Raw genomic sequence first — 21,216 nt, 5'->3', positions numbered from 1 at the left:
AATTTGGTATAACAGAAATAGAAGACATAAAGCTTTGAATTATAAAACTATTTTTGAGTTTAATAATAATTTACAATTTTTAAAAAATGTAGCTTAACTTACACTGGAAAATTCAGGGGGATATCCATTCTATGGTTATGTAACAGACGGATGGTACAAAGTGAGCGATTTCGATTACAATCCATCAACTCAAAAATATACATTAAAAGCTGGTGTTGCAAGCAATTCTGCTGCGGCATTAGGTTCAAAAGATGTGCGTCCTGGAGATTTAAAATTGAAAGATTTAAATAACGATGGAATAATTGATGATAATGATAAAACAGTTTTAGGAAATGCTCAACCTAAATTCTATGGTGGATTTAATCAACAATTTCAATGGAAAAATATCGACCTAAGTATGTTCTTCACTTATTCTGTTGGTAATAAAGTTTACAATGCCAATAAAGTTGAGTTTACAACACAATATTTATACCGCGACAACAATATGTTAAAAGCAGTTGCTGGAGCTTGGAGAAATTTTGACGATAACGGAAATCGAGTAACAGATCCTACACAATTAGAAGCTCTAAACGCAAATGCTACATTTTGGTCACCTCCTTCTGGAAATTATATTTTACATTCTTATGCCATCGAAGATGGATCTTATTTAAGATTAAGCAACGTTACAGTTGGTTATTCTTTACCAGAAGATATGTTAGCAAAAACGAAATTTATTAGCAAAGTAAGAATCTACGCAACAATCAATAATTTATTTACAATTACTGGTTATTCTGGTTATGATCCTGAAGCAAATACAAGACGCACAAGTCCTTTAACTCCTGGAGTTGATTACGCTGCCTATCCACGAAGCAGATTTTTCTTAACAGGTATTAATGTTACTTTCTAATCTCAAAACACATCAAAAATGAAAACAAAAACAATTATAAAAATATTAGGCGTTAGCATCGTTTTATTAACAACAACATCATGCGATGATTATTTGGATGTTAGTAGCCCTTCCAATACTTCCGAAATAGAGGTTTACAACGATGCAAGTTACACTTACTCTGCTTTGGTTGGCGTATATAATCAATTGGCTGGTGATAATGGTTACGGAAACAGAATTTCTTCTATCATTGGACAAGCTGCAGATGATTTCAAAACATCAGGTGATTACAATTGTAACTATCGTCGTGGAATTAGTATGTACAATGCATGTCCTACAAATCCAGAATTAGACAAACCTTTCCGTCAATTATACACAGGAATCGAAAGAGCAAATTTATTAATTTATAATATTCCGACATCTGATGTCTACAAATCTGGAAGTGATAGTGACAAAAAGTTAATGGATAGATATTACGGAGAAGCATTGACGTTAAGAGCGCAATATTATTACGAATTAATCAGAAACTTTGGTGATGTTCCATTTCAAGATAAACCATCTTCTCAGTACGAACATATTTTCCTTCAAAAAACTGATCGTGATGAAGTGTATGAAGTTTTATTAAATGATTTAGAAACTGCTTCAAAAGTTATTCCATGGAGAGCCGAATCTGGAGATCCTACAACACGAATTACAAAAGCTTTTGTGAAAGGCTTACGTGCTCGTATTGCACTTGCTAGAGCTGGATATTCGTTGAGAAGACAGCCTGTACAGATGGTTAAAGGAACAAATCCAGAAAAATATTACCAAATTGCTCGCAACGAAACGTTTGACATTATGCAACAACGTGGAAGTCATAATATCAATCCAAATTACGAAGATGTTTTCCGTGCTATTCACGAAGGTCGCATGGATAATACAAACGAAATGATTTTTCAAGTAGGTGCTTTTGGCGGAAATGCGCGAACTGATAGTAAACTTGGTTATTACAACGGATTACGTCATAATGCAGCTTCTAAATGGAATGGTGGTGGCGGAATAAATGCTTTACCAACTTATTTTTATGAATTTGATAAATATGATCAAAGACGAGATGTAACAATCAATGCGTTCGAAATTAATGCAGATGATTTAACACAGGTGGTAAAAATTGATGCTTTAACAGACGGAAAATTTAGAAAGTCTTGGACAAAAGTAACTGGTCCTTCTCAAAATGTTGGAATCAATTGGCCTATTATGCGTTTTGCTGATGTTTTATTAATGTTTGCTGAAGCAGAAAATGAATTAAATGGTGGACCAACAGCTGCTGCAATAGATGCTTTAAGAGAAGTTAGAGCAAGAGCTTATGCGAACAATCCTGATAAAATGCCTGCGGTTACAGCGAATGGTTATCAAGGCTTTTTTGAGCAAATTGTACACGAAAGATTATTAGAATTTGGTGGAGAATCTATCCGAAAATATGACTTAATCAGATGGAATCTTTTAGGTCAAGTGGTAACAGAAACTCGTGTTAAATTACAAAATCTATTAGATGGAACGGGAGAATATGCCAATGTACCTAAATACATTTATTACAAAATTGGTAAATACGATCCAACGCAAACTGCACAAAAAACTGTTTTGAATTTAGATACTTATTTTGTTGGAAATGATAAAACAGAATTGTTTTACACGCCTTCTGTAGCTTCTACTCCAACGGGATATACACGTATAAATTGGCAAACAGGAATGGCTGCAACAATGATTAACGACGAGCGAAAAGGTTGGTTACAATATTACAAACCAAATCATTCAGAATTGTTGCCAATCTATCAAGATATCATCAATACAAACTATAATTTAACACAAGATTACGGATACTAAAACACAATTATTATGAAAAAAACTTTTTATAAAATATTGATTATAGGAACAGTATTACTTACTGCAAATGCTGTAATCTCTTGTAATGATGATGAATTTCAGTCAGAATCTAACGATCCAATGAGAATGTTTACACCATTGTCTTTATCTGCCGAAAATTTTGAAACAGAAACTAAAGTCACATGGTCACCTTCTCTGTATACTAATAATATTGACGAAACTTATACAACAGAAGTTTCAAGCGATTCGTTATTTACAAATCCAAAAGATATCATTTTAACAAAAAAAACAGATTCTGCTGGAGTTGTTATTACGGATCAAGAAATTCCCGTGAGAAAAAATTTCTTTATACGTGTTAAAACAAATGCTTACGAAAACAGACCAGAATCTCACTGGTCTGTTAGTAAGCGAATTAAAATTATTGGAATCCAAATTTTGCATCCTATTTATGATCCAAATATTCTGGAGAATCAAGCAACGGTTAGTTGGGATGTAACTGCTGGAGTAACTGAATTGAGATTTCAAGCATATACACAAGTTTCTGGTCAGGATCCTGTTTATGTTAGCGATCCTATTATAAGTCAAATTACAAGTAGCGAAGCTACTGCTGGACTTAAAACAACAAAAGGGCTTAATCCAAGTACACGATATACAGTCGAAATTTATAAAGGAAATACAAGCGTTGGTTCTCAGAATTTCACGACTAAATCGTCTACAAGTTATAGTGTTATTGCTAATTCTGGCGATGATTTAATCACCTTGATTAACAATGCAAAAGATGGTGATATCATTGGATTAAATCCTGGTAAATATGATTCTGGAGATAAATTGTTTGCAATTAATGCGAAGAAAATTTCATTGATTGGAATTTCTGGAAATCCAGAAGATACAAAAGTTTCTTTCAAAGAATTTACGTTAAATGATACTGGGGCTGGTTTACATCTAAAGAATATCGAATTAGATGGAAGCGCAAATACAGCAGATTATTTAATCAATTTGACAAGCAGCAGCAGCAATGGTGCGAAGGCTAATTTTGCAAATGTATTGATTGAAAACTGTATTGTAAGTAGTGTTAAAACCTCAGCTTTCAGAGCAAATAGAGGTCCAAATAGCGGATATGTAATGGATAAATTTGAGATTAAACATTCTTTCTTCAAGAATTTCCCAGCTTCATCTTACGGATTTTTACATTTAGACAAATTAGTTTTTAACGAAGTTAATATCGAAAATTCAACATTTACAGAAGTTGGAGATTTATTTATTCGATACAGAGAAAGTATTACTACGCCATCTGCTAACGCAACAATTAATGTCAACAATTGTACAATTAATAGTTTTGGACAAAGTTCTTCTTTTCCACTATTAGACAATAATAACGTGCCGATCAAAGCTAATTTTACCAATAATATTATTGCAAATTCGCCAAGAGTTGGAGGAAGTTTATCGAGTAATAATTTAATTCGTTTAGCTACTTCAAGTACAGCTGTTTTTACGTTCAACAATTTCTATAATTTGACGAATGGTAAAGCAGCTGATTTACAAAAACTTGTTTTTCCTACTGGAGGAGTAACTTCTACGAATAATCAAGAAAATGCTCTAAATTGGACAAACACAACAATTGATTTTACATTACCAGTCAATTCTCCATTAAGAACTGCATCTTCTACAGGTGCTGCGATTGGAGATCCAAGATGGTGGAATTAATTAAACGATAAAAAATGAAATCACACATCGCAATTACATTTATATTTTTAATTCATTCATGTTTATTTGCACAGAATTTACCTGCTTTTCCTTCTGCCGAAGGATATGGCAGGTACAGTTCTGGTGGACGAGGTGGAGAAGTCTATATTGTCACAAATCTCAACGATTCTGGTAAAGGAAGTTTACGATACGGAATTCAAAAAAAATTGAGCAGAACAATCGTTTTTGCTGTTTCTGGAAACATTATATTGCAATCTCCTTTGGATATTAATTACGGAAATATTTCTATTCTTGGACAAACTGCTCCTGGAGATGGTATTACGGTTTCTAATTATCCTGTAACCATCAAATCTGACAATGTAATTATTCGTTACATGAGATTTCGTTTAGGCGATTTAGCAAAAGTAGAAGGTGATGCTTTGGGTGGTCGAAATGCACAAAATATAATCATAGATCATTGTTCGGTAAGTTGGGCTACAGATGAAAACATCTCGTTTTATCGTGTCAAAAATCTTACAATTCAATGGTCTATCATATCAGAAGCTCTTAATAAATCTATCCATGTAAAAGGAGCGCATGGTTATGGTGGAATTTGGGGTGGTGAGCCTGCAAGTTTCCACCACAATCTAATTATGAGTAACAATAGTCGAAATCCTCGTTTTAGTGGGTCAGAATCAACGATGAATCCTGAAGATGAAATGGTTGATTTTCGTAATAATGTAATTTTTAATTGGGGCGCAAATTCTATTTATGGCGGAGAAAAAGGAAAATATAATTTGATTAATAATTATTTCAAATCTGGACCAGCCACAAAACATAAAAATAGAATTGTAAATCCTTCTATTCCATATGGTAAATTTTATGTCAACGGAAATTTTGTAAAAGGTTATGCTGATATAACAGCAAATAACTGGAATGGCGGTGTACAAGCCGATGAACCTTTAAAAGCAAAAGCTGAAACTGAATTTGGTAAAAATGAAATTATCACTCATTCTGCTGAAAATGCCTACAAAATGGTTCAAGCACATGCGGGAGCAAGTTTAAAACGCGATGAAGTTGATAATCGATTAATTGGTTATTTAACAAACGGATATCCAAAAAATATGACCGGAATTATCGATAGTCAAACAGAAGTTGGCGGATTTCCTACGTTAAAAACATACAATATTCCTACAGATACAGATCAGGATGGAATGGACGATGAATGGGAAAAAAGAAATAATTTGAAAGTTGGCATTAACGATGCAAACGGTTACAATTTATCAAGTCAATATACCAATTTAGAAGTTTATGCAGAATCATTAGTTTCAGAAAAGATTAATTCAGCGAATAACAAAGTCAAAGATTATGATTTTATTGTAGCGAAAGATGGTTCAGGGCAATTCAAAACTATTCAAGAATTAATTGCTGCACTACCCGATTTTAGTCGAGTTCCTGTAAAAGTTTTGATTAAAAATGGTGTTTACAAAGAAAAAATCACCTTACCTCCTTCTAAAACGATGATTAATTTTATTGGTGAAGATCAACACAAAACCATTTTGACGTATGATGATTACGCATCAAAATTAAATAATATTGGTCAAGAAATTGGAACATCTGGTTCGGCTTCATTTTTTATTTTTGGAGATAATTTTTCAGCCGAAAATATAACATTCGAAAATAGCGCAGGCGAAGTTGGACAAGCTGTTGCTGTTCGCGTTGATGCAGATAAAATAAAATTTACAAATTGTCGGTTTTTAGGAAATCAAGATACGTTATATTTAGTGAAAAGCGGAAGCAGACAATATTTTAAGAACTGTTACATCGAAGGTACAGTCGATTACATTTTCGGAGCAGGAACCGCTTATTTTGAAAACTGTCAGCTAAATAATAAAGGGAAAGGATACATTACAGCGGCATCAACGACAGAAGATCAGAAATACGGTTTCGTTTTCGAGAATTGTAAGATTTCTGGGAACAATCAAGATTCTCATCATTTGGGAAGACCTTGGCGACCTTTTGCTCAAACTACTTTCATCAATTGTGACATGGATTTGTCTGTTAAAGCAGAAGGTTGGAACAATTGGGGGAAAGTTGCAAATGAATCTACAACACGCTACTCCGAATACAAATCTACAGGTAAACATATCGCAAATAAAAGAGTTAAATGGAGTCGTCAATTAACTGCTCAAGAAGCTTTAGCTTTCTCTAAAAATAATGTTTTAGGTGATTGGATCGTCAATTAAACTCCTCACTAATTTTAAAAAATAAATACGTATGAAAAAAATTATTGCCACAATAACAACATTAATCCTTGTCACTTCTTGTAGTAACAGATTGGTTCAACATGAAAACAATGGATTTACCTATTCCGAAATTTCTATAAAAGAAGGCGGAAAATGGGTAGATGGAAAAAGAGGTCACAAAGAGTACGAAGGCGGAACATTTCGAAATGTACAAGAACATACTCTTGATCCTCAGCATACCGATCATGCTTTCGATATTCGATACGAAGGTCCAGGTTGGGAAAATCAAAATGTTGGTTATCGTTTGTATTTGGATTGGAGAAATGCTGTTGATATTTTCGGAAAAAAAGTAAAAACGCAAGTTTTGCAAGATGTTGGACAAGATGGATTTGATTCTTATCACGATCCTCAACCTTGGGGACAAGATATTCTGAAAGCTGGTAAATCGCTTGGAATTGGTGGTTTTGGACGATTAGTGAATGATACGGTTGCGCATTTGCATCAAGTTGAAAATACATATGTCAAAGTTAAAAACAGTAAAAATGTTTCGAGTTTTGAAATTGATTATTCTAAATGGAAAACTGCGGATCACACAACAGATGTAAAAGCAAAAGTTTCGATTTATCCTTATGATCGTTTTTCTAAATTTGAATTGAAAACTTTTGTCTTAACGAATGGTTTAACAAATGGTTTGGTGAAATTCAAAAATATTCCGTTGCAGCAAAAGAAAAGCGCAAATGGAAGTTGGGGATATATCGCAACCTACGGAAAACAAACTTTAGTTGACAAAAATGATTTGCTTGGAATGGCAATTTTCTATAAATCGGATGAGGTCGAAAAATTAGTAAACGGAAAAGATGATCATTTAATCGTTTTCAAACCGACAACCAAAACAATGACATATTATATTTTGGCAGCTTGGGCACAAGAGCCAAATGGACTTAAAAACGAAACTGAATTCTACAATGATTTGAATTCGAAATTAGTTCAATTAGAAAAGTCTAATCGTTTATAAATAGTTGATAATGAAAAATATTTTAAAAACAACGGTTTGTGGTTTGATGATAATTTCGAGTACGTCTTGTATCAGTCAGAAAAAAAATACAGAAAATATTCTTGTCGATCCAAAGTTAAAATGGTCAGAAAGAATGGCAATTTCAGAAACTATTCGTTTCCCTGATCCTACACTTTTAGATTTTCAAAAAAAACCACGTTGGAGTTATACAAATGGATTGGTTTTAGACGCTATGTACAAAGTATATGAGCAAACAAATAACCAAACTATCTATAATTATATCTACGATTATGCAAATAGAATGATTGATTCGAATGGAAAAATTGATACGTATAAGTTCGAGAATTATAATTTAGATATGATTAAATCTGGCGACGCAATTTTTGATTTATACGAAAAAACAAAAGAAAATCGATTCAAAATTGCAATGGAAACGTTAGATAAACAATTAGAACAACAACCAACAACAACGGAAGGCGGATATTGGCACAAAAAAATCTATCCAAATCAGATGTGGTTAGATGGTGTTTACATGGCCGAACCTTTTCATGCAAAATATGCTACAAAATTTCAGAGCGCAACTGAAGCGAAAAAATCGTATGATAAAATTGTTTTACAATTTGACTTAATCGAAAAATATAACCGCGATCCAAAAACTGGTTTATATTATCACGGTTGGGACGAAAGCAGAAAAGAAAAATGGTCAAATAGTACAACAGGTCTTTCTCAACACTTCTGGTCGAGAGGAATGGGTTGGTACGGAATGGCTTTGGTTGATGTGTTAGATTATTTGCCAAAAGATTATCAAGGTCGTGATAAATTAATCAACTATCTTAATCAATATGCAGAAGCGATTGTGAAGGTTCAACATTCTTCAGGAACTTGGTATCAAGTTTTGGATCAAGGAAATAGAGCAGGAAATTATTTGGAAGCTACAGGTTCAGCAATGTACGTTTATACATTAGCGAAAGGTGTTAACAAAGGTTATTTGCCAAAATCATATATGAAAAATGCCAAAAATGGATTTGATGGAATTTTAAAAGAATTTATTCAAGTCGATGAAAAAGGTATTGTAAGTTTAGAAAAATGCTGTGCAGTTGCTGGTTTAGGAGGAAATCCTTATCGGGATGGTTCTTACGAATATTACATCAATGAAGAAATAAGAGCAAATGATCCAAAAGGAACCGGACCATTTATATTAGCTGCATTAGAATTAAATCGTTAATCGCCATGAAATCAACATTAATTATCCTATCATTATTAGGATTAAATTTCTTGCCAATACACGCTCAAAAATCAAATGTTTGGGTCTCAGATTTAGGAAACGGAATGTACAAAAATCCTATTTTATATGCAGATTATTCTGATCCTGATGCAATTCGTGTCGGTGATGATTTTTTTATGACAGCTTCTAGTTTTAATGAAGCGCCAGGTTTACCAATTTTACATTCAACTGATATGATTAATTGGAAATTGGTCAATCATGCCCTACCCGATGTTTTTCCTATTAAACATTTTAGTACGCCAAAAAGAGGTGATGGTGTTTGGGCGCCGAGTATCAGATTTCATAACAACGAATATTATATTTATTGGGGCGATCCAGATTTCGGAATTTACATGGTCAAAACCCAAAATCCTTTCGGAAAATGGGAAGATCCTATTTTAGTTCAAGAAGGAAAAGGTATTATTGATACGTGTCCGTTTTGGGATGAGGACGGAAATGCCTATATCGTACATGGTTGGGCAGGAAGTCGTGCAGGTGTAAAAAGTATTTTGACAATCAAAAAAATGAATGCGGAAGGAACAAAAGTCTTAGATAAAGGAAAACACATTTTCGATGGACACGAAAATCATCCAACTGTCGAAGGACCAAAAATCTATAAACGCAACGGTTATTATTACATTTTTGCTCCTGCAGGTGGAGTAGCTACTGGTTGGCAATTAGTTTTACGTTCAAAAAATATTTATGGGCCTTATGATGAAAAAATTGTTTTAGAACAAGGGAAATCCAATGTCAATGGACCTCATCAAGGTGCTTGGGTGGATACAAAAAATGGAGAAGATTGGTTCTATCATTTTCAAGATGCGGACACTTATGGACGAATTGTTCATCTTCAACCAATGAAATGGATCAACGATTGGCCCTTTATTGGTGTTGATCAAGATAAAAATGGAATTGGAGAACCAGTTTTAACGTATAAAAAACCTACAATTTCGAATAAGTCTGACATTATAAATCCTTCAGAAACAGATGAATTTAAAGAAAATGATATTGGATTACAATGGCAATGGAGCGCAAATCCTTCAATTGTTTGGTACAGTAAATTAGCAAATCAAAATTTTCTTCGTCTTTTCTCTATCAAAGTTCCAGAAAATTCGAATAATCTTTGGACGGTTCCTAATTTGTTAACCCAAAAATTTCCTGCACCAAATTTCACAGCTTCAACAAAAATAAAACTTACGCCTGAAGATGCTACAGAAGGGAAAACTGCTGGTTTATTAATCATGGGAACAGATTATCAATCTTTGGTTATCACAAATAAAAAAGATGGTTATTATTTACAATTGATTCGTGCAGAAAAAGCAGAGAAAAATAATCCAGAAAAAATTCTATCCGAAGTAAAATTAGGAACTAATGAAGTTTTCTTGAAAGTAAGAGTGAGCGAACCTAACGGAGTTTGTCAATTTAGTTTTAGTGAAAACGGAAAAAAATATACATCAATCGGAGAACCATTTCAAGCTAAACCAGGAAAATGGATCGGAGCAAAAGTTGGTGTATATAGTATAAGTTCTCAAGATGCAAAACGTGGTGGTTATGCTGATTTTGATTGGTTCAGAATAGATAAAAACGAGAAATAATGAAGACAAAACAATTTTTATATGCTTTAATTTGCTTCGTTACTTTGTCAAATTTTTGTCATGCACAAAAAGGAAAATCAATCATCATTTTCTTAATCGGAGATTCAACTGTTGCAGATTATACAGACGATTATGATCCGGGCAAAAACTATATGAAAAACAGATATCCAATTGCTGGTTGGGGACAAGAATTTCAACCATTTTTTGTAAAAGATAATGTACAAGATGTGAAACATTTAGCCAATAAACATATCATCGTCAAGGATAAAGCAAAAGGTGGTCGAAGTACGCGTACTTTTTTTCAAGAAGGTAGATGGCGAGAGGTTTATTCTCAACTAAAAAAAGGTGATTATGTATTGATTCAATTTGGACATAATGATGCCGCCGAAGATAAACCAGAACGATTTGTAAATTTAGAAGGTTACAAAGAATTTTTGAGATTATATGTGGATCAAACAAGAGAAAAAGGTGCAATTCCGATTATTCTAAGTCCTGTTGCGAGAAATTATCCATGGAAAAATGGAAAACTAGAAAATGTACATGGCGAATATCCATTTGTCGCTAAAGAAATTGCAAAAGAAAAAAATGTTCCATTCTTAGATTTGAATCAATTATCGATGGATTTTTTTAACCAAAAAGGACAAGAATATGTGACAAAAACCTATTTCATGAATTTTGAAGCGAATTTGTACGATGCTTATCCAAATGGACAAAAAGATAATACACATTTTCAAATTGCAGGCGCAAAAGCTGTCGCATCAATTGTTTTCAAAGAATTCAAAAATATCATTCAAAACAAAACCATTAAATAATGAAAAAATACATAAAACTACTTACAGTTGCGTTAGCGGTTGTTTGTTCTTCTCATTTATCAGCTCAAGTTGATGAGAATATTTACAAGGATATTGAGTTTAATATGCCTAAAGTAAAAGAAACTTCGTTTCCAAATCGTGTTGTTTCAATTGCTCAATATGGTGCAAAATCAGACGGAATTTTCAAAAATACAAAAGCAATCAACAAAGCTATTTCAGAAACAAGTGCAAAAGGTGGAGGAAAAGTTGTTATTCCGCGCGGAATTTGGTTGAGTGGTCCTATCGAAATTAAAAGTAATATCAATTTACATTTAGAAGATGGCGCTTTATTGATTTTTAGTAAAGATTTTAACGATTATCCTTTAGTTGAAACAAGCTTCGAAGGATTAAATACAACGCGTACTGCTTCTCCTATTTCTACAAAAAATGCGCAGAATATTGCGATTACAGGAAATGGAACAATCGATGGAAATGGTGATGCGTGGCGTTTTGTAAAGAAGGGTAAAATGACAGATTCTCAATGGAAAAATCTAGTTGCGTCTGGCGGAGTTTTATCAGATGATAAAAAAACGTGGTTTCCAAGCGAAGGTTCTAAATTAGGTTATATCAGCAGTTCTAATTTTAATGTTCCTGATAAAATTAGCAAAGAAGATCTAATTAAAGTAAGAGATTTTTTACGTCTAGTAATGGTTAGTATTGTTAATTCGGATCGTGTACTTTTAGATGGTCCAACGTTTCAAAATTCACCAGCATGGAACATTCATCCGTTAATGAGTTCGAATATTATCATTCGAAATTTGAATGTTAGAAATCCTTGGTATTCGCAAAATGGAGATGGATTGGATTTAGAATCTTGTAAAAATGTGTTGATTTACAACAATACGTTTGATGTTGGTGATGATGCGATTTGTATCAAATCTGGAAAAGATAAAGATGGTCGCGATCGTGGAATTCCTACTGAAAATGTAATTATCAAAAATAACACAGTTTATCATGCGCACGGCGGATTTGTGATTGGTAGCGAAATGTCTGGTGGTGTTCGTAATGTTCATGTTTCTGGTGCAACTTTTATCGGAACAGATATTGGTTTAAGATTCAAAACGACTCGTGGTCGTGGTGGATTAATCGAAAATATTTACATCTCTAATATTGATATGATTAATATTCCTGCGCAAGCAATTGGTTTTAACATGTTTTACGAAGGAAATTCTCCGATTGTAGAAGATGATCAAAATGCAGATGACGAAAAAAGAAATGATAAAAAAGTTCCTGTAACAGAGGAAACTCCAACAATTCGAAATATATTTTTCAAAAATATTAATGTTGTAAGTTCTCACGAAGCTTTGTTTATCATGGGACTTGCAGAAATGAATATTAAAAATATTGTGGTTGAAAATTCAACTTTCGACACGAAAAAAGCTTTAAGTATTATTGACGCTGATGGAATTCAACTGAAAAATATAAAATTCAATTACAAAGAGGGAAAAGCGGTCACAATTTTTAACAGTAAAAATGTTGATTTAAGCACTACTGAATTCAAGTCAGCTACAACTCCAGAAATTAAGATTATTGGTAATGAATCTGATAAAATCAAGTTACCAAAAGCATTTGATAAGAAGAATGTAACAAGTTCTAAAGAAGTTAAAAAGAATGCAGTTATCAATTAAAAAGATTTTGTTTGTTTTTATGATGCATTTGGTGATAGCCTTCGGTCAAGTTGAGAGACCGAAGGCTTCGCCTTATACAATCGAAACGACTTACAAAAAATTAAAGAAAAATTACCCTTTTATTACGCCGATTTCTTCTAAAAACTTTGAAAACATTAATGCGTTTGAAGATATAATTTATCAAGAAAAACATCAATTAAAAGCAGATATTTATCAACCAAAAAATCAAACTAAATCCTCTATAGCAATTGTTCTTGTACATGGTGGAGGTTGGATTTCGGGTAGCAAAGAAAATCAAAAACCAATGGCTCAAACGTTGGCTTCAGCTGGTTTTGTAACGATGGCGATAAATTATAGATTAAGTGATGCTGCAAAATATCCAGCTCCTTTAGAAGATATGGATGATGCGGTTAATTATTTGAGAAAGAATCGTAAAAAACACAAACTCGATCAATCGAAAATCGTTATTCTTGGCGCTTCTGCAGGTGCTCAATTGGCAACACTTTACGGCGTAAAATCAAAGAAAATTGCTGCAATTATCAATATTGATGGAATTGTTTCTTTTATTCATCCCGAAGCTGAAGAAGGTACTTATGCCAGTTATTTTTTCGGTTATACGAAACAAGATAATTTTGAACTTTGGAAAGAAGCTTCGCCTTTAGAATATGTTACTTCTAAAACGCCTCCTACTCTATTTATCAATAGTTCGCAACCGAGATTTCGAGCTGGTAGAGATGATATGATGAAAAAATTAAGCGATTATCATATTCTAAATGAAGCATACGAAATTAAGAATTCGCCTCATTCTTTTTGGTTGATGAATCCTTGGTTTGATGAAACGAAAGACTACATTATTGATTTTTTAACGAAACGATTTAACAAATGAAAATCATTCAATTCATTTTTATAGTTTGTTTACATTTCATCTATACTAATGTAAATGCTCAATACAAAACAATTACTGTTGCAAAAGATCAACAAGCAGATTTTACATCTATTCAAGAAGCGATTAATTCGTTGAGAGATTTAGGACCAGATCAAGCTTTGATTGTTGTTAAAAATGGCGTTTATCACGAAAAAATTAGAATTCCTTCTTGGAAACATAAAATAAAGATAAAAGGTGAAGATTCGGAAAAAACCATTATCACGAATAATGATTTTTCTGGAAAAATAGATGGTTTAACCAATCAAAAAATGACAACTTATAGTTCTTACACTTTTTTGGTTGAAGCAGATGATATACAATTAGAAAATCTTACGATACAAAACGAAAGTTGTAACCAAGGACAAGCTGTTGCGTTGCATGTGGAAGGCGATAAATTTGTGGCAAAAAATATTCGATTATTAGGATGTCAAGATACATTGTATACTGCCACAAATAGAAGTCGTCAATATTATCAAAATTGTTATATCGAAGGAACGACAGATTTTATTTTTGGTGAAGCAATTGCCGTTTTTGAGCAATGTACCATAAAAAGTTTGGCTAATTCTTATATTACAGCGGCAGCAACACATCAAGAACGAGAATTTGGTTATGTATTTTTCGATTGTAGCCTTATTGCAGAAAACAATTTGACAAAAGTTTATTTAGGAAGACCTTGGCGCCCTTTTGCCAAAACAGTTTTTATACACACCGAAATGGGAAAACATATTCTTCCTATTGGTTGGAACGAATGGAAAGGTGATGCAATGTTTCCAGATAAAGAAAAAACGGCTTATTATGCAGAATACAAAAATAAAGGTTTAGGAAATAATCCTCAAAAAAGAGCAAATTGGTCGCATCAATTAACCGAAAAAGAAATACAAAAATATACTATCGAGAATATTTTTAATGGATGGAATCCTAAACAAAATTAACATGAAAAAAATAATTTTATCAACTATTTTATGCTTGTTTTTTAGCATATCATTCGCACAAAAAAGAACCTTATTCCTTGTTGGAGATTCGACAATGGCGAATAAAGAAAATCCAACTAAAAATCCCGAACATGGTTGGGGACAACTTTTGCCTGAATTAATGAATTCTGATTTAGAAATTCAGAATCATGCAACAAATGGAAAAAGTTCTAAAAGTTTTAGAGCAGAAGGAAGATGGAAAAAAGTTCAGAATCAATTGAAAAAAGGGGATTATGTAATCATTCAATTTGGACATAACGATCAAAAGATTGAAGATTCTGTTCGTTACACAAATCCTGTTACTCAATATCGCGCAAATTTGGAACAATACATTACAGAAGCACGAGCAAAAGGTGCTATTCCGATTTTAATGACTTCTATTGTTCGTCGAAATTTTAATGAAAAAGGCGTTTTGGTTGACACTCACGGTTTATATCCTTTGATTGTGAGAAGTGTTGCAAAAGATTTGGATGTTCCGTTTGTTGATATGCAATATTTGACAGAGAAATTGGAAATAAAATATGGTCCAGGAAACTCTAAAAAATTGCATTTACATTATCAACCAAATGAAATTGATTATTATCCAAAAGGCAAAAACGATGATACTCATCTATCAAAACTTGGAGCCGAAGAAGTTTCGAAATTAGCTGTTAAAGAACTGATCATACTAAATATCGGCTTAGAGAAATATATTAAAAAATAAGTTTTTAGTTTTCATTCTAAATCAATACCCCTCAACAAGAAATTTTGAAGAGGGGTATTTTTGTATTTTAAAAACTAAATCTTAGGTTCTTGTTGACTCAAACAATGGAAAGATCCTAGTCCCCAAATAATATCTGTAGAATCTATTCCTACAACTTTACGATCGGGGAAACATTTCTGAATAATATCCAAAGCAATTGCATCTTTTGCACAACGATAAGTTGGTACAATGACAGATTTATTCGCAATATAAAAATTCGCATAAGAAGCAGGTAAACGCTCACCTTCGCAATAAACCGCATCCGGCATTGGCAATTCAATAATGTTTAATGGACGTCCATCTCGTAATTTCATTTCTTGCAATTGGCGAAGATTCACTTGCAACAATTCGTAGTTATCATCCGATTCATCTGTTTCAACAACCGTCAAAACTGTATCTTCATTTACAAAACGAATTGTATCATCAATGTGTCCATCCGTATCATCACCAACAATTCCGTCTTCTACCCATAGAATTTGCGAAACTCCGTAATAATTTCTTAAAAATTCTTCGATTTGTTCTTGCGAATAATCTGGATTACGATTTTCATTCAGTAAACAAGATTTTGATGTCATCAACGTATCTTTTCCATTAAATTCGACCGAACCTCCTTCCATAATAATTCCAGGATGAAAAACAGGAAGATTAAATTCTGCACCAATTCTTGTTGGCACAACATCATCATTTTCGAAAGGTGGATATTTTCCTCCCCACGCATTGAATCCCCAATCAACAATAACTTTTGGGTTATCAGGATTGTTTTTATTCAATAAAAATGCAGGACCATGATCGCGACACCATGCATCATTTGTTTCATTAAAATAAAACTCAACTTGTGACAAATCTGCATCCGTTTTTTCGATAAAAGACAACGCAAACACTTTCATTTCTTCATCTTTCACATTAATACGAACCTTTTCACCTTTCGATAATTCAGCAATAAATTCAGCATAAGCTGGATAAATTAACTGAATACGATCTGGCCAAGATTCTTCTTTGTGCGGCCAAGACAACCATGTTGCTTCGTGTTCTTCCCATTCGGCAGGAAATCTATATCCTAAATCTTTTGGGAATTTTGATGTATCTATAGTGTTCAATTTTATTTCTTTTCTAAAAGTTTAAACGTATTTTCGATATGTCCAGTAACTTTCCAATTATCATGACCTGGAATAACTTGTTTAATTTTTGGATGTTTTGTAACTAATTTCTGTACTGTTTTTGGCCATTCAGTAACATTTGCTTCACCTGTGTAACCTAAATTTACAGCGTCAGCACCTTTTATCAAACAACCTCCATTCAGCACTTTATATTTTGGAAACCAAACCACAACATTATCAGAAGTATGTCCTTCACCAAAATATTCAACAACAAATTTTTCATTACCAAATTTGTATGTTTTTCCTAATTCAATCTCAAATTTCGAAGTCGCTTTTCCTTCTTTTTTTAATTTAGAATTGGTTAAAGAAGTTGCATAAGTAGGAATATTCAAATCATTATAAAAACTTAAATCTCCTGCTCTATCATCATGCGAATGTGTTGCAAACACAGCGATAACTGGCAAATTATACTTTTCTTGCAACATATCATTTAATTCTTGATATTGCGATTTCTGCCAAGGAACATCAAACAAAACGATTCCTTTATTCGTTACCAAATACATTCCATTTGCATTATACTCAACACCATTAAACGAATTGAATGTTTGATAAACAAATAAATTGTTATTAATCGGATCAATCTGAATTGGTTTTATTTGACCAAATGCAAAACTTCCTATCAATGCTATAAGTGAAAATAATTTCTTCATTAATCCTCGTCTATAAAACGTTTTGTAATTGGTTGATAAGAATCGATGCGGCGATCTCTTAAGAAAGGCCAGTGTTTACGGAAGAAATCAGATTCGTTCAAATCCAATTCAACCACTTCTGTTTCCTCTTTATCATGCGTTGCTAAGTACAACAATTTTCCCTGCGCATTTGTCGCAAAAGAGCCTCCCCAGAACTTCATTGCTCCATCTTGCTCAAAACCAACACGATTTACAGAAATAACCGGAACTCCATTCGCAACCGCATGTGAACGCTGAATTGTTTGCCAAGCATTGTATTGATCTTGATTTGTTTCTTCGTCTTGCGTCGTATCCCAACCAATCGCAGTAGGATAAAATAAAATTTCTGCTCCCATCAATGCTGTTATACGAGAAGCTTCTGGATACCACTGATCCCAACAAATTAACACTCCAATTTTTCCAAATTTAGTATCAAAAACTTTGTAACCTAAATCACCTGGAGTAAAATAGAATTTTTCATAAAACGCAGGATCATCTGGGATATGCATTTTGCGATATTTTCCTAAATATTGTCCATCAGCATCTAAAATAGCGGTTGTATTGTGATATAAACCTTGCGCACGTTTTTCGAATAATGAAGCGATAATTACCACTCCCAATTCTTTAGCTACAACTGATAACGCATCTGTTGATGGTCCAGGAATTGCTTCTGCTAAGTCGAAATTATCGTAATCTTCTACGTCACAGAAATATAATGAGGTAAACAATTCTTGCAAACACACAATTTGAGCGCCTTTTGCAGCTGCTACTTTTACTTGCTCTATTGCTTTGTTTAAATTTTCTTGTTTGTTATTAGTACAAGTCATTTGTACCATTCCAACTTTAACTTTTGCCATTTTATAAATAGGTCTAAAAATAAAAATGAATAATAATTACAAAAATAGCGAATTTAGTAGGATTTAATCTATTAGAATTTATATTTAAGAATATTTTATGTTTCAAATGTGATGAAATTTAAATTTCTATCAATCTATCTAGCAATGCTATTTTGAGAACAGATTTAAGAAAATTTTAAAAAAAGTTTACCTAAATATTATAATTTTTAACAAGTCTTTATTAAATTGTAACTTCTAATTTTGTCGCGTAATAATTTAAAACATGAAAAAATTAATTGCCCTTTCTTGTCTTTTTAGCGGAATATTTATTTCAGCTCAAAGTCAAGAAAGTTACATTTTAGCAGAAAATTCTGCCTCTTCATCCACTTCTATCTCTACAAAAAAAGTAACTTATGACGATCATTTAATGGCAGCAGAATCATTCAACATTCCAATCGTGAAGAGTTTTGATGATATTGAAGGTTTAGTTGCTACAAAAAAATTAGTTGCAATTCCTGAAGAAGGAAATGGGTACACAATTGAGAAATTAACACACAGTAAAGCTTTTTTAAATAACAGAGCAAAAACTGTGTTGGAACGAATTGCTTCAAAATTTCTGGACGAAAACAATGCTACAATTACTGTAACTTCGCTTACCCGTTCTGAAGAAAGTCAAGCAAGTTTAAGACGAGTAAATAGCAATGCAGCAAAAGGCGAAAGTTCTCATAACTATGGTGCTTCTTTTGATTTGTCGTATACAAAATTCAATAATAAATATACGTATAGCAAAACTCATCGTGATAATTTAGAAGCGATTTTAAAACAATTGCAAGAAGACGGTAAAATTTACTATATCAAAGAATATAGACAACACTGTTTTCATGTAACGGTTCGTAATCCCGATCAATTTAAATCAACAACAATGTAATATATAAAAGTTCTTTTCTATTTTTGCAGAAGAGAATTGAATCATGAAACAATTTTTAACAACTTTTTTTATTTGCTCTTCTTTATTCGGTTACGCTCAATCTCGAGTTATTATAGAACCTTCTAAAGAATATGTTCAGCATTTGAATGCCGCAAAATCTCATAAACTTGAGCTAATTGATGGTGATAAAAAGTTGAACAAATATATCAATCAAGGTAAATTGGTTAAAATAAAACAACGTGGTTATGGTTGGCGAGTTGGTGATTTAACGCATAGTCATTCGTATCTTATTCCAAAAGGTCGAGATATTTTGACAAGTATTGCAAGAGATTTTGTAAAAACAACAGGTCAAAATTTTTTCGTTGTTACATCAATGACACGAACGCTACATGATCAAAATCGTTTGAGAGGAATTAATAAAAATGCTTCTTCTAATGATAGTTCACATAATTTTGGTGCTGCTTTTGATATTTCTTATGTTAGGTTTAATCATAAAATTAGACCTGATTCTAAACTAGAAAAAGAGTTAGAACAAGTGCTAAAAAATTATGTTAGAACAGGTAAAATTTACTACGTAAAAGAATCTAAAATTAGATGTTTTCATATTATCGTTCGGAATTATTAAATTCTGAACGATTTTTTTTTGTTTGTAAATAATAACTATACAATAATCCTATAAACACAAACAAACTACAAAAACCAAATAAGTTTGACATTCCAAACAAACTGATAACACCACCAATTAGAGGACCTGTAATTCCCAATGAGATATCAATAAACAAGCCATACGCAGCTAAAGCAGCTCCTTTACTATTATCTGAAACCAAAGCAACAGCCTCTACTCCCATCGCAGGAAAAACCAATGAAAAACCAATTCCTGTAATACCTGCACCAATAAGAGCGATAAAAGAATTTGGCGCACTAAAAAGAATTAATAAACCTATCGTTTCGACTATCATGCAAATAATTCCAACTTTTAATCCTCCTAATGTATTAATTGAACTATTAAAAAATAATCGTCCTGCAATAAACAATAAACTGAAAACACTTAAACATAAAGCTGCATTCGACCAACTATAAAAGTCGTAGTAAAGTGTTATAAAATTGGAAATTCCTCCAAATCCAAGACCTGCAAGTGCTAAACAAATTCCAAAAGGAGCAACTGTTTTCAATACACTTATAAATGGTTGCGGAACTTTTGAAACTGCAGTTAATATATTCTCTTTATTTCTAGCTAAAAAATAACCTATAATCGCACAAACAATACTAAACAAACCAATAAAACCAAGTCCAAAATATTGATTTAAGATAACTCCCAATGGTGCTCCAATTGCCAATGCACCATAACTAGCAACACCATTATAAGAAATTGCTTTCGCTGTATGTTGTTGTCCAATTTTTAAAATTGCCCAGTTTATCGGACTTCCACCTACCATTCCTTCTGCTGCACCAGTAACCAATCTCGCAAGTACAAGAATAGCTAATGACAAAAAATGATTGTTTCTTGTGAAGTAACAAAAGTATAATAAAACTCCAGCTAAAATAAACAAACTCATACTCAATAAAACGGCTGGTTTAGGACCTTTTGTATCTACAATTTTTCCGGCATAACCTCTCAATATAAAAGTTGTCACATATTGCAAACTAATTACAATACCCGCTACAAGCTCAGTAAAACCTAATGTTTTTGTAATAAAAATAGGTAGAATAGCCAAAGGTAAACCTATCAGTAAATAACCTATAAATGAAAAACTTACATAACCTATAATTTGCATGAAAATTTGTCGTGAACTCATGCTTAATTTCTCTTCCATAACATAATGCAATCGGTTACAAATTTAGAATATTTAATAATCAAAGACAATTATTCATCCATTATTAAATTTGAAAATATGTTATTCTTATTTACTTAAATTTAATCTTTACTTATTGTTGTGTTAATCCGAGTACCGCATAAAATATAGAATTTTAACATCTAC

18 protein-coding genes are annotated in these 21,216 nt (G+C 32.6%); 14 read left to right on the top strand and 4 right to left on the bottom strand.

Annotation, left to right across the window (positions count from 1 at the left end):
* Positions 1-160 precede the first annotated feature (160 nt).
* Genes G0Q09_RS06385 through G0Q09_RS06330 form a run of 12 tightly spaced genes read left to right on the top strand, consistent with a single transcriptional unit; the run spans position 161 to position 15,609 of the window.
* Positions 161-886, top strand: a complete 726-nt coding sequence (locus G0Q09_RS06385; RefSeq protein ID WP_219034322.1) for a hypothetical protein — start codon at positions 161-163, stop codon at positions 884-886.
* A gap of 18 nt (positions 887-904) precedes the next feature.
* Positions 905-2,728, top strand: a complete 1,824-nt coding sequence (locus tag G0Q09_RS06380; protein ID WP_219034321.1) for a RagB/SusD family nutrient uptake outer membrane protein — start codon at positions 905-907, stop codon at positions 2,726-2,728.
* Between the two features lie 12 nt (positions 2,729-2,740).
* On the top strand, positions 2,741-4,432 hold the full coding sequence (locus G0Q09_RS06375) for a DUF4957 domain-containing protein (RefSeq protein ID WP_219034320.1): 1,692 nt from the start codon (positions 2,741-2,743) through the stop codon (positions 4,430-4,432).
* A 14-nt stretch (positions 4,433-4,446) separates the two neighbouring features.
* Positions 4,447-6,657 carry a pectinesterase family protein gene (locus tag G0Q09_RS06370; protein ID WP_219034319.1) on the top strand — a complete coding sequence of 737 codons (2,211 nt, stop codon included), beginning with the start codon at positions 4,447-4,449 and terminating at the stop codon, positions 6,655-6,657.
* Positions 6,658-6,688: 31 nt separating this feature from the next.
* Positions 6,689-7,672, top strand: a complete 984-nt coding sequence (locus tag G0Q09_RS06365) for a DUF4861 family protein (protein WP_219034318.1) — start codon at positions 6,689-6,691, stop codon at positions 7,670-7,672.
* Positions 7,673-7,682: 10 nt separating this feature from the next.
* The gene (locus G0Q09_RS06360; protein ID WP_219034317.1) at positions 7,683-8,897 is read left to right on the top strand and encodes a glycoside hydrolase family 88/105 protein; all 1,215 of its coding nucleotides are present in this window, start codon (positions 7,683-7,685) and stop codon (positions 8,895-8,897) included.
* Between the two features lie 5 nt (positions 8,898-8,902).
* Positions 8,903-10,531, top strand: a complete 1,629-nt coding sequence (locus tag G0Q09_RS06355) for a glycoside hydrolase family 43 protein (RefSeq protein ID WP_219034316.1) — start codon at positions 8,903-8,905, stop codon at positions 10,529-10,531.
* Entirely contained in the window at positions 10,531-11,343 is an 813-nt protein-coding gene (locus G0Q09_RS06350) for a rhamnogalacturonan acetylesterase (RefSeq protein ID WP_219034315.1), read from the top strand. The genes G0Q09_RS06355 and G0Q09_RS06350 overlap by 1 nt, the downstream gene beginning before the upstream one ends.
* Positions 11,343-13,010 (top strand): glycoside hydrolase family 28 protein, encoded by a 1,668-nt coding sequence (locus tag G0Q09_RS06345; protein ID WP_219034314.1) that lies wholly within the window; start codon positions 11,343-11,345, stop codon positions 13,008-13,010. The genes G0Q09_RS06350 and G0Q09_RS06345 overlap by 1 nt, the downstream gene beginning before the upstream one ends.
* Complete coding sequence (locus tag G0Q09_RS06340; RefSeq protein ID WP_219034313.1) at positions 12,994-13,896, top strand: alpha/beta hydrolase; 903 nt, start codon at positions 12,994-12,996, stop codon at positions 13,894-13,896. The genes G0Q09_RS06345 and G0Q09_RS06340 overlap by 17 nt, the downstream gene beginning before the upstream one ends.
* Entirely contained in the window at positions 13,893-14,867 is a 975-nt protein-coding gene (locus G0Q09_RS06335; protein ID WP_219034312.1) for a pectinesterase family protein, read from the top strand. Before G0Q09_RS06340 ends, G0Q09_RS06335 begins: the two co-directional genes overlap by 4 nt.
* Before the next feature lies 1 nt (position 14,868).
* Positions 14,869-15,609: a rhamnogalacturonan acetylesterase gene (locus G0Q09_RS06330; RefSeq protein WP_219034311.1), complete on the top strand. Its 741-nt coding sequence runs from the start codon at positions 14,869-14,871 to the stop codon at positions 15,607-15,609.
* Between the two features lie 74 nt (positions 15,610-15,683).
* Here G0Q09_RS06330 and G0Q09_RS06325 read toward each other — a convergent pair whose 3' ends face one another.
* Genes G0Q09_RS06325 through G0Q09_RS06315 form a run of 3 tightly spaced genes read right to left on the bottom strand, consistent with a single transcriptional unit; the run spans position 15,684 to position 18,330 of the window.
* Entirely contained in the window at positions 15,684-16,745 is a 1,062-nt protein-coding gene (locus tag G0Q09_RS06325) for an agmatine deiminase family protein (RefSeq protein ID WP_219034310.1), read from the bottom strand.
* A gap of 2 nt (positions 16,746-16,747) precedes the next feature.
* Positions 16,748-17,455, bottom strand: a complete 708-nt coding sequence (locus tag G0Q09_RS06320; protein ID WP_114999921.1) for a subclass B1 metallo-beta-lactamase EBR-4 — start codon at positions 17,453-17,455, stop codon at positions 16,748-16,750.
* Positions 17,455-18,330 carry a carbon-nitrogen hydrolase gene (locus tag G0Q09_RS06315; protein WP_114999920.1) on the bottom strand — a complete coding sequence of 292 codons (876 nt, stop codon included), beginning with the start codon at positions 18,328-18,330 and terminating at the stop codon, positions 17,455-17,457. Before G0Q09_RS06315 ends, G0Q09_RS06320 begins: the two co-directional genes overlap by 1 nt.
* 262 nt (positions 18,331-18,592) lie before the next feature.
* Between G0Q09_RS06315 and G0Q09_RS06310 the strand changes: the two genes are divergently transcribed.
* Both G0Q09_RS06310 and G0Q09_RS06305 read left to right on the top strand, forming a co-directional pair.
* Positions 18,593-19,237 carry a DUF5715 family protein gene (locus tag G0Q09_RS06310; RefSeq protein WP_114999918.1) on the top strand — a complete coding sequence of 215 codons (645 nt, stop codon included), beginning with the start codon at positions 18,593-18,595 and terminating at the stop codon, positions 19,235-19,237.
* 43 nt (positions 19,238-19,280) lie between these two features.
* Positions 19,281-19,862, top strand: a complete 582-nt coding sequence (locus G0Q09_RS06305) for a DUF5715 family protein (RefSeq protein WP_219034309.1) — start codon at positions 19,281-19,283, stop codon at positions 19,860-19,862.
* Here the strand turns inward: G0Q09_RS06305 and G0Q09_RS06300 are convergent.
* Entirely contained in the window at positions 19,843-21,033 is a 1,191-nt protein-coding gene (locus tag G0Q09_RS06300) for an MFS transporter (protein ID WP_115002020.1), read from the bottom strand. The two genes, G0Q09_RS06305 and G0Q09_RS06300, sit on opposite strands and share 20 nt — an antisense overlap.
* Positions 21,034-21,216 lie beyond the last annotated feature (183 nt).

Source organism: Empedobacter falsenii, from assembly GCF_019308355.1.
GTDB lineage: Bacteria > Bacteroidota > Bacteroidia > Flavobacteriales > Weeksellaceae > Empedobacter > Empedobacter falsenii_B.
The sequence above is the reverse complement of the archived record's forward strand: the minus strand, read 5'-3'. Positions and strand labels throughout refer to the sequence as shown.

Bases quoted from the DNA above. Each gene is read 5' to 3' on its own strand.
- G0Q09_RS06380 (WP_219034321.1), top strand. From the start codon at position 905: ATGAAAACAAAAACAATTATAAAAATATTAGGCGTTAGCATCGTTTTA.
- G0Q09_RS06375 (WP_219034320.1), top strand. From the start codon at position 2,741: ATGAAAAAAACTTTTTATAAAATATTGATTATAGGAACAGTATTACTT.
- G0Q09_RS06370 (WP_219034319.1), top strand. From the start codon at position 4,447: ATGAAATCACACATCGCAATTACATTTATATTTTTAATTCATTCATGT.
- G0Q09_RS06365 (WP_219034318.1), top strand. From the start codon at position 6,689: ATGAAAAAAATTATTGCCACAATAACAACATTAATCCTTGTCACTTCT.
- G0Q09_RS06360 (WP_219034317.1), top strand. From the start codon at position 7,683: ATGAAAAATATTTTAAAAACAACGGTTTGTGGTTTGATGATAATTTCG.
- G0Q09_RS06355 (WP_219034316.1), top strand. From the start codon at position 8,903: ATGAAATCAACATTAATTATCCTATCATTATTAGGATTAAATTTCTTG.
- G0Q09_RS06350 (WP_219034315.1), top strand. From the start codon at position 10,531: ATGAAGACAAAACAATTTTTATATGCTTTAATTTGCTTCGTTACTTTG.
- G0Q09_RS06345 (WP_219034314.1), top strand. From the start codon at position 11,343: ATGAAAAAATACATAAAACTACTTACAGTTGCGTTAGCGGTTGTTTGT.
- G0Q09_RS06340 (WP_219034313.1), top strand. From the start codon at position 12,994: ATGCAGTTATCAATTAAAAAGATTTTGTTTGTTTTTATGATGCATTTG.
- G0Q09_RS06335 (WP_219034312.1), top strand. From the start codon at position 13,893: ATGAAAATCATTCAATTCATTTTTATAGTTTGTTTACATTTCATCTAT.
- G0Q09_RS06330 (WP_219034311.1), top strand. From the start codon at position 14,869: ATGAAAAAAATAATTTTATCAACTATTTTATGCTTGTTTTTTAGCATA.
- G0Q09_RS06320 (WP_114999921.1), bottom strand. From the start codon at position 17,455: ATGAAGAAATTATTTTCACTTATAGCATTGATAGGAAGTTTTGCATTT.
- G0Q09_RS06315 (WP_114999920.1), bottom strand. From the start codon at position 18,330: ATGGCAAAAGTTAAAGTTGGAATGGTACAAATGACTTGTACTAATAAC.
- G0Q09_RS06310 (WP_114999918.1), top strand. From the start codon at position 18,593: ATGAAAAAATTAATTGCCCTTTCTTGTCTTTTTAGCGGAATATTTATT.
- G0Q09_RS06305 (WP_219034309.1), top strand. From the start codon at position 19,281: ATGAAACAATTTTTAACAACTTTTTTTATTTGCTCTTCTTTATTCGGT.
- G0Q09_RS06300 (WP_115002020.1), bottom strand. From the start codon at position 21,033: ATGAGTTCACGACAAATTTTCATGCAAATTATAGGTTATGTAAGTTTT.